Consider the following 9,477-nt stretch of genomic DNA (forward strand, 5'->3'; position numbering starts at 1 on the left):
GGTGAAACTCCAGAACATGAGCTTATTAAAATAGACGGCTATAACTCGAATAGTAGGCGTACACCTGCTCATAGCATAGGTAGTTTTACTTTTAGGTGTAGGCAATGTGCTCTAAATCAACCGGCGCCCTAACTGTACCTATAGTAATTTATGATTTTAAAACTGTACCTGTCTGCATACAACTGTCGCGAAAGGGTCCCTAAAACGACAAAACCCGTCAGCGGTTACCCGCGACGGGTTTTGTTTTTTCAATTCGGGTTGCTGGCGGTGGACCGGTGGTCAAAGCCAGCGAGCGCTGTTTAGCGCCAGAACGGCTTGCTCAACTCTTCGTAGCGTTGTGCTTCGCTAATCCCGGCATCAGCCAGAAGACGCGAGTCCAGACGGGCCAGTTGATGGCGGCTGGAGATGCGGCGCTGCCACAACATCAGGTTGGCAAGTACGCGCAGAGGCATGGAAGCCTGGGTGTTTACAGCATTGCTTTCGTTGAACAGATCGGAACTGAGTGTACGTTCCATGTCGGTATCCTTCCGCTTGTGGCGGCATTGGCTAGTGGTTTAACTGATGCCAATGATCCTCTTCTGTGTCCAGACTCTGTAGATACAGTTCATCTGTATTGCGATGGGCCAGTTAACTGTTTATAGGCGCTGTATGGCTGAAAATGAGCACAACTGTACCAGTGCGCGCCAATATGGTGCGTTATTAGGTTTTTACCATGGATTGGTGGGTAGTCATCGATAGAATTGACCAGTACAGCAGTACAGTTTTTTTAGATATCCATAAAAAAGCCGCTGCAAAAACAGAGTTTTTGTCAGCGGCTTGTCTAGAACGGGTGTTAGGGCAGCATTTTCCCGGTTTCTTCCAGGTTGATGTGCCAGCTCAGTGCTTCACGCAGGATATGCGGTGTGTGACCACCAATGGCGCAGGCCTTGGTGAAGTAATCGTTCAGCGCATCGCGGAAGTCCGGGTGTACACAGTTGTCGATAATGACACGTGCGCGCTCACGTGGAGCCAAACCACGCAAGTCGGCCAGGCCCTGTTCGGTGACCAGAATGTCAACATCATGCTCGGTATGGTCGACGTGGCTGACCATTGGCACAACGCTGGAAATGGCACCTGCCTTGGCAATCGACTTGGTGACAAAAATCGCCAGATGCGCGTTACGAGCGAAGTCGCCCGAGCCGCCGATGCCGTTCATCATCCGCGTACCGCAAACATGAGTGGAGTTGACGTTACCGTAGATGTCGAACTCCAGCGCCGTATTGATGCCGATAATGCCCAGACGACGAACCACTTCAGGATGATTGGAAATCTCTTGAGGGCGCAGCACCAATTTGTCCTTGTAGCGCTCCAGATTGCCGAACACATCCGAGTTACGACGCTCCGACAAGGTGATGGAACTGCCCGAGGCGAAGCTCATCTTGCCAGCGTCGATCAGGTCAAAGGTCGAATCCTGTAGTACTTCGGAGTACATGGTCAGGTCTTCGAACGGTGAGTCGATCAAGCCACACATCACCGCGTTGGCGATGTTGCCGATACCGGCTTGCAGCGGGCCAAGCTTGTTAGTCATGCGGCCAGCTTCGACTTCCTGCTTGAGGAAATTGATCAGGTGGAAGGCGATACCGTCGGTTTCGCTATCAGGCACGGATACAGTAGACGGTGAGTCCGGCTTGTTAGTGATAACGATGGCGACGATCTTTTCTGCCGGGATCGGAATGGCAGTGCTACCAATACGGTCATCGACCTTCACCAACGGAATCGGCGTACGGGTCGGGCGGTAGGTCGGAATGTAGATGTCGTGCAGACCTTCCAGATTCGGATTGTGCGCCATGTTGATTTCGACGATGACCTGTTTGGCGAAAATCGCGAAGCTGGCGGAGTTGCCTACAGATGTAGTTGGAACAATATGCCCTTGTTCTGTAATGGCAACGGCTTCGATAACTGCGATGTCCGGCAATTTGAGCTGGTTGTTACGCAGTTGCTCAACGGTTTCGGACAGATGCTGGTCAATAAACATCACTTCGCCAGCGTTGATGGCTTTGCGCAGTGTGCTATCAACCTGGAACGGCATGCGACGCGCCAGAACACCGGCTTCGGTCAGCTGTTTGTCCAGATCGTTACCCAGGCTGGCGCCCGTCATCAACGTGATTTTCAGCGGCGACTTCTTGGCGCGCTCGGCCAGTGCTTGCGGGACGGCTTTGGCTTCACCGGCACGGGTGAAACCGCTCATGCCGACGGTCATGCCATCTTGGATAAGGGCGGCGGCTTCTTCGGCGCTCATGACCTTATCGTGTAGGGAGTTCAGACGAATACGTTCACGGTACATGGATTGTTATCTCAAGGAACGGAAGCAAGATGCGCAGTCTATTCATTTTCAAAGCCCCACGTCCCGCTACCATGGTCGAATGCCTGGGGCGGGGTAGAGCCTTTGGTCGGGATCCTGCGGGAAATAAAAAACCCCGGTAATTTTAGCTCCGGGGTTTTCAGTGTTGAAGAGGCGGGGATGTTACTCGACCGCTTTGACCATATCCTCAATAACTTTTTTGGCGTCGCCGAACACCATCATGGTTTTATCCAGATAAAACAGCTCGTTATCCAGGCCTGCATAGCCGCTGGCCATTGAGCGTTTGTTGACGATGACGGTCTTGGCTTTGTAAGCCTCGAGAATAGGCATGCCTGCAATCGGCGATTTCGGATCGTTTTTGGCCGCCGGGTTGACCACGTCGTTGGCGCCCAGTACCAACACCACATCGGCCTGACCGAATTCAGAGTTGATGTCTTCCATTTCGAATACCTGGTCGTAAGGCACTTCAGCCTCGGCCAGAAGAACGTTCATATGGCCAGGCATACGGCCCGCAACCGGATGAATCGCATACTTCACGGTCACACCGCGATGAGTCAGCTTTTCAGTAAGCTCTTTAAGTGCGTGTTGTGCGCGTGCCACTGCCAGACCATAACCCGGAACGATGATGACCGTGTCCGCGTTGGTCAGCAGGAAGGTGGCGTCATCAGCCGAACCGGATTTCACCGGACGCGCTTCTTTCGCACCTGCAGGGCCGCCAGTATCCGTTGCGCCACCGAAGCCGCCGAGGATCACGTTGAAGAACGAACGATTCATCGCCTTGCACATGATGTAAGACAGGATCGCGCCCGAAGAGCCCACCAGCGAACCGGCAATAATCAGCATCGAGTTGTTCAGCGAGAAGCCGATGCCCGCGGCCGCCCAACCTGAATAGCTATTGAGCATCGACACCACAACCGGCATGTCGGCGCCGCCAATCGGGATGATGATCAGCACGCCCAGTACGAATGCCAGAGCCAGCATCAGGGCAAACGCCGAGAGGTTACCGGTCAGCATAAAGGTAATGCCCAGGCCTAGAGTGACCAAGCCCAGCACCAGGTTCAGCTTATGTTGACCGCTGAACTGCACCGGAGCACCTTGAAACAGGCGGAACTTGTATTTACCCGAGAGCTTGCCGAACGCAATAACAGAGCCCGAGAACGTAATCGCACCAATAGCTGCACCCAGGAATAATTCGAGACGGTTGCCCGCCGGGATGGCGTCGCCCAAGTGTTTAACAATGCCCAGCGATTGCGGCTCTACTACGGCAGCGATGGCAATGAAGACCGCCGCGAGGCCGATCATGCTGTGCATGAAGGCGACCAGTTCGGGCATTTTGGTCATTTCGACGCGTTTGGCCATGATCGAGCCGGCGGTACCGCCGACCAGCAAGCCAACGATCACGTAGCCAATCCCTGCAGTGGCGATTTCAGCACCTAGCTTGTAGATCAGGCCTACGGTGGTAATGACCGCCAGTCCCATCCCAAGCATGCCGAACAAGTTGCCACGGCGTGAGGTGGTGGGGTGCGACAGGCCTTTGAGTGCCTGAATAAAGCAAATCGATGCCACCAGATAAAGCACAGTTACCAGATTCATGCTCATGGCTTACGCACCTCTTCTTTAGCTTTAGGTGCTTTTTTCTTGAACATTTCCAGCATGCGCCGGGTGACCAAAAAACCACCGAATACGTTTACGGCGGCCAATGCGACGGCCAGTGTGCCCATGGTTTTACCCAATGGCGTCACGGTCAGTGCGGCGGCGAGCATGGCACCCACAATCACAATGGCGGAGATAGCGTTGGTCACAGCCATCAGCGGCGTGTGCAGCGCAGGGGTGACGTTCCAGACCACGTGATAACCCACATAAATGGCCAGCACGAAGATGATCAGGTTATAGATACCGGGGGAGATGAACTCTTCCATTATTTTTATCCTCAGCCGTTTTTGCGCACGACTTGACCATCGCGGCACATCAGGCATGCGGCGACGATGTCGTCTTCAAGGTTGATCTGGAACTGCCCTTCAGAGGTGAAGACCAGCTTGAGGAAGTCGAGCAGGTTACGGGCGTAAAGCGCTGAGGCGTCTGCGGCCACCATGGCGGGCAGGTTGGTATAGCCCACAATCGTTACCCCATGTTCGATCACCACCTGGTCGGCAACGGTCAGTGGGCAGTTGCCACCTTGGGCTGCGGCCAGATCGATAACCACGGAGCCAGGTTTCATCTGTGCGACGGTGTCTGCGCTCAGCAACACAGGTGCCTTGCGGCCCGGAATCAATGCCGTGGTGATCACAATGTCGGCTTGCTTGGCGCGTTCGTGAACGGCCAGCGCCTGACGCTGCATCCAGCTGGCGGGCATTGGACGCGCATAACCGCCTACGCCAACAGCGCATTCGCGCTCTTCGTCTGTCTCGTAAGGCACGTCGACAAACTTGGCGCCCAGAGACTCAATCTGCTCTTTAACCGCAGGTCGTACATCAGAGGCTTCAATCACGGCGCCCAGTCGTTTGGCTGTCGCGATAGCCTGCAAGCCAGCAACGCCAGCGCCCAGGATCAGCACGCGTGCTGCCTTAACAGTGCCGGCCGCTGTCATCAGCATTGGCATAAAACGCGGGTAGTGATGCGCCGCGACCAGTACGGCTTTATAGCCGGCAATGTTGGCCTGGGAGGACAGCACATCAAGACTTTGCGCACGGGAAGTACGGGGAGCGGCTTCAAGTGAGAAGGCCGTGATCCCGCGATCTGCCAGCTTGGCAATGGTTTCATTGCTGAACGGGTTGAGCATGCCGATCAGCACGGCTCCACTGTTTATAAGGGCGAGTTCGCTGTCATCGGGGGCAACGACTTTCAGCACAAGCTCGGCGCCAAAAGCGTCTGCTGCATTGCCAATAGTCGCGCCTGCGGCTTCAAAAGCACTGTCGATAACGCTGGCATTAATGCCTGCGCCACGCTGTACAGTCACTTTATGGCCTTGGCCGATCAGCTTCTTGATGGTTTCCGGGGTTGCAGCAACCCGCGTTTCACCCTTCTGGGTTTCGAGAGGAACACCAATGTGCACGTCATATCTCCTGCGTGATCTTTTATAAGAAAGCCAGCGCACTGCGGATGGTGCGGCTGGGTGGCCGATCAGCACGATCCCTCCTTAATTCAGGAGGGGCGCCGCATAATGCAGGCGATTTTTTAGCCCATCAAGAACTTATGGAGGATGACGACATGTTTACTACAAGTCATGCAGTGACCGAATGTCGCAATCAACTGCTGCAGGCTTCTAACTACGTGGCTTGTAGCTGAATTGAATATTTTCGAGTGTTATTTCACATTTCTTTTGGTTATCGCTGCATAACTTTCAGAAATACCCTGTAGGCCGCGTGGTTACTGGTCTTCAGGGATGTCGAGCTAGACATTAGTATTGAATGCTGATATGCGACATTTACTTATATATGTAGTGCTATTTTAGTAGTCACTACCTAATTGGTCTGGACGATGCGTCTCTTAAAGTGCGCTGTAACCGGCGGCTTGCTTGAGTAGCCAGTCTCGGAATGCGTGCAGTGAGGCTGACTCGATTTTTCTTTCGGGAATTATCAGGTAATACCCCTTGTTACTTTGCAGGCTGTGCTCATGGGCAATCACCAAGCGTTTCTCGGCCAATTCACGCTGGATCAGGAAGGGTGGGATCAAGGCGACTCCCATTCGATGCATGGCCGCTTGTGCAAGCATTGAGAATAGTTCATAGCGCGGACCTGTCATGTCGCGAGGCACATTCATATCTTGTGCGTTAAACCACTGACGCCACGCATAAGGGCGGGTGGTTTGTTGCAGTAAAGGGAGGTCGGCCAGCGCTTGGGAACTGAGGCTTTGTTGCTGACCCAGAAACGATGGATGGCAGACAGGGACGGGGTTCTCACCCATCAGGCGGTATGAGGAAGTACCGGACCAATCTGCATCGCCGAAATAGATGGCAGCGTCAAAGTCGGTGTCGGCGAACAGGAAAGGGCGGGTGCGATTGGTAAGGTTGACCGTGACATCCGGATGCTTCAGTTGTAAGTCTTTGAGCCGTGGTAGCAGCCATTGCGTTCCGAAGGTCGGAACAACTGCCAGCTCAATGGTGTTGGCACCTTGCTGGCCCATAACCGAGAGTGTGTCGCGCTCTACTGCATCGAGCTGAGTGGCTACCCGGCGACTATAGGACAAGCCTGCCTCAGTCAGTTTTACGCCACGTTTGGAGCGTCTGAACAGTTCCACGCTCAAGAACGCTTCAAGGCTGGCAATTTGTCTGCATATTGCGCCTTGAGTCAGTGAAAGTTCGTGGGCGGCCTTGGTAAAGCTTTCATGGCGAGCCGCTGCTTCAAAGCTAATCAATGCAGCTGTGCTGGGGATTTTTCGGCGCATGTACGGCTTCCTCACAAAAGGACGTCAGATATGGCTTTATTGTTTGTTATGGAGTGAGAAATTATCACAAGCCCGTGCCGAATCCTCGTTTGTCCTTCTATATAGAGGGAACTAGGATCGGGGGACGGTATTTGATCTATTTCGCGAGGGTTCTCTCATGGCGGGTAAGGCAAGCTTCAACTGGATTGATCCACTTTTGCTGGATCAGCAGCTCACTGAAGAGGAGCGCATGGTGCGTGACAGCGCCGAGCAATTTGCTCAGCACAAGCTGGCTCCGCGCGTACTCGAGGCTTTCCGTCATGAGAAGACCGACCCTGCGATCTTCCGTGAGATGGGAGAGACTGGCTTGCTCGGTGCAATGATTCCAGAGCAGTACGGTGGCAGCGGCCTTAATTACGTGAGTTACGGATTAATTGCACGTGAGGTAGAGCGGGTTGATTCGGGTTATCGCTCAATGATGAGCGTGCAGTCCTCTTTAGTCATGGTGCCGATCAATGAGTTCGGGACCGAGGCGCAAAAGCAGAAGTATCTGCCGAAGTTGGCTTCAGGTGAGTGGATTGGGTGTTTTGGTCTGACTGAGCCTGATCACGGTTCAGATCCTGGGGCGATGGTGACTCGCGCGCGCAAAGTGGATGGAGGCTACAGTTTGACCGGCGCCAAGATGTGGATCACCAACAGTCCCATCGCTGATGTTTTTGTGGTGTGGGCAAAAGATGATGCTGGTGATATTCGTGGCTTTGTTTTGGAAAAGGGCTGGAAAGGACTGAGTACGCCAGCGATTCACGGCAAGGTGGGTTTGCGTGCATCGATCACTGGCGAGATCGTGATGGACGGTGTTTTTGTCCCTGAAGAGAACATCTTTCCCGATGTGCGTGGTTTGAAAGGGCCTTTTACCTGTCTGAACTCCGCACGCTATGGCATTGCGTGGGGGGCATTGGGGGCCGCCGAATTCTGCTGGCACACCGCGCGTCAATACACGCTGGATCGCAAGCAATTTGGTCGGCCGCTGGCAGCTACGCAGTTGGTGCAGAAGAAACTGGCTGATATGCAGACCGAGATAACGATGGCATTGCAAGGCTGTCTGCGCTTGGGGCGTATGAAGGATGAGGGGACGGCGGCAGTGGAAATAACCTCCATCATGAAGCGAAATTCGTGCGGCAAGTCACTGGATATTGCCCGTTTGGCGCGGGACATGTTGGGGGGGAACGGGATTTCTGACGAGTTTGGTGTGGCGCGTCATCTGGTCAATCTTGAGGTAGTTAATACCTATGAGGGGACGCATGACGTGCATGCGTTGATTTTGGGGCGCGCGCAGACTGGCCTTCAGGCGTTCTATTAATAGGAGCGCATCAAATGGGTGCTTTATCGCATTTACGGGTGTTGGATTTGTCGCGTGTATTGGCCGGGCCATGGGCGGGACAAATCCTGGCGGATTTGGGTGCGGAGGTGATAAAGGTCGAGCGCCCGGGTAATGGAGATGATACGCGTGCCTGGGGGCCTCCGTTTCTTCAAGGCGCTAATGGTGAGAGCACGGGTGAGGCGGCGTATTACTTGTCGGCCAATCGCAATAAGCAGTCAGTCACTATCGACTTCACCAAACCCGAAGGTCAGCGGTTGGTACGCGAGCTGGCAGCGAAGTCGGACATCGTCATCGAGAACTTCAAAGTTGGTGGGCTGGAGGCTTATGGATTGGACTACGCGTCGCTTCAGGCGCTGAATCCGGAGCTGATTTACTGCTCTATCACCGGGTTTGGCCAGACTGGACCTTACGCTAAACGGGCAGGTTATGACTTTATGATTCAGGGCTTGGGTGGGCTTATGAGTCTGACGGGGCGGCCTGAGGGTGAGGAGGGTGCTGGTCCGGTGAAAGTGGGGGTGGCGCTCACGGATATTCTTACCGGGTTGTATTCAACTGTCGCGATACTGGCTGCGCTGGCTCATCGTCAACATGATGGCGGTGGGCAGCATATCGATATGGCGCTGCTGGATGTTCAGGTGGCGTGTCTTGCGAATCAGGCTATGAATTACTTGACGACAGGAGTTGCGCCGCAGCGCCTTGGGAATGCGCACCCGAATATCGTGCCTTATCAGGATTTTCCTAGTGCAGATGGCGATTTCATTCTCACGGTGGGTAACGACAGTCAGTTTCGTAAGTTTGCTGCCGTGGCTGGGCGGGCGGAGTGGGCGGACGATCCGCGTTTCTCCACTAATAAGATGCGAGTTGCTAATCGCCAGGAGCTGGTACCACTGATACGCCAAGCTACCGTATTTAAGACTACGGCTGAGTGGGTTGCGCAATTAGAGGCTGTAGGTGTGCCTTGTGGGCCGGTCAATGATTTGGCCCAAGTGTTTGCTGATCCTCAAGTGCAGGCTCGGGGATTGGCTTTGGACTTACCTCATGTATTAGCAGGTCTGGTGCCGCAGGTAGCAAGCCCGATTCGTATGTCGAAAACCCCGGTTGAGTATCGCAATGCACCCCCTTTGTTGGGGGAGCATACCGGAGAAGTACTGGGGCGGGTGCTAGGGCTTGATGCTGGGGCCGTTGAGTCCTTGCGTCAGTTGGGTGTGTTGTAGCTATATAAGAAGGGGGCGTTAGCCCCCTTCTTATATAGGAGAGAATCTTGGGATTCGAGTTATTTGATAGAGAGCTTCAATTACTGCTTGACCCAGAATTCAAACGGCCTATAATTCGCCCCACTTCCGGCGCAGTCGAAACGGAAAACTCCTTGATATTCAATGAGTTGTACGGTTTT

General features: G+C 54.0%; 8 protein-coding genes. 2 read left to right on the plus strand and 6 right to left on the minus strand.

Going from position 1 to position 9,477, the window contains the following annotated elements:
- Positions 1-299: 299 nt before the first annotated feature.
- The 6 genes from GHN86_RS03535 to GHN86_RS03560 form a co-directional block, all read right to left on the minus strand.
- Entirely contained in the window at positions 300-515 is a 216-nt protein-coding gene (locus tag GHN86_RS03535) for a DUF1127 domain-containing protein (RefSeq protein WP_122783566.1), read from the minus strand.
- A gap of 317 nt (positions 516-832) precedes the next feature.
- Entirely contained in the window at positions 833-2,323 is a 1,491-nt protein-coding gene (locus GHN86_RS03540) for an acetyl-CoA hydrolase/transferase family protein (protein ID WP_153377659.1), read from the minus strand.
- Positions 2,324-2,503: 180 nt separating this feature from the next.
- Positions 2,504-3,940, minus strand: a complete 1,437-nt coding sequence (locus GHN86_RS03545) for an NAD(P)(+) transhydrogenase (Re/Si-specific) subunit beta (protein ID WP_153377660.1) — start codon at positions 3,938-3,940, stop codon at positions 2,504-2,506.
- Entirely contained in the window at positions 3,937-4,260 is a 324-nt protein-coding gene (locus GHN86_RS03550; RefSeq protein WP_019826992.1) for an NAD(P) transhydrogenase subunit alpha, read from the minus strand. The genes GHN86_RS03545 and GHN86_RS03550 overlap by 4 nt, the downstream gene beginning before the upstream one ends.
- An 11-nt stretch (positions 4,261-4,271) precedes the next feature.
- A complete protein-coding gene (locus tag GHN86_RS03555) occupies positions 4,272-5,393 on the minus strand; it encodes a Re/Si-specific NAD(P)(+) transhydrogenase subunit alpha (protein ID WP_323369164.1) in 1,122 nt (373 codons plus the stop codon).
- A gap of 434 nt (positions 5,394-5,827) precedes the next feature.
- The gene (locus GHN86_RS03560) at positions 5,828-6,724 is read right to left on the minus strand and encodes a LysR family transcriptional regulator (protein ID WP_153377661.1); all 897 of its coding nucleotides are present in this window, start codon (positions 6,722-6,724) and stop codon (positions 5,828-5,830) included.
- 157 nt (positions 6,725-6,881) lie between these two features.
- Between GHN86_RS03560 and GHN86_RS03565 the strand changes: the two genes are divergently transcribed.
- Complete coding sequence (locus GHN86_RS03565) at positions 6,882-8,063, plus strand: acyl-CoA dehydrogenase (RefSeq protein ID WP_153377662.1); 1,182 nt, start codon at positions 6,882-6,884, stop codon at positions 8,061-8,063.
- Positions 8,064-8,077: 14 nt separating this feature from the next.
- The gene (locus tag GHN86_RS03570) at positions 8,078-9,298 is read left to right on the plus strand and encodes a CaiB/BaiF CoA transferase family protein (RefSeq protein ID WP_153377663.1); all 1,221 of its coding nucleotides are present in this window, start codon (positions 8,078-8,080) and stop codon (positions 9,296-9,298) included.
- Positions 9,299-9,477: the final 179 nt, after the last annotated feature.

The organism is Pseudomonas helleri (genome assembly GCF_009600315.1).
In the GTDB taxonomy this organism is placed as follows: domain Bacteria; phylum Pseudomonadota; class Gammaproteobacteria; order Pseudomonadales; family Pseudomonadaceae; genus Aquipseudomonas; species Aquipseudomonas helleri_A.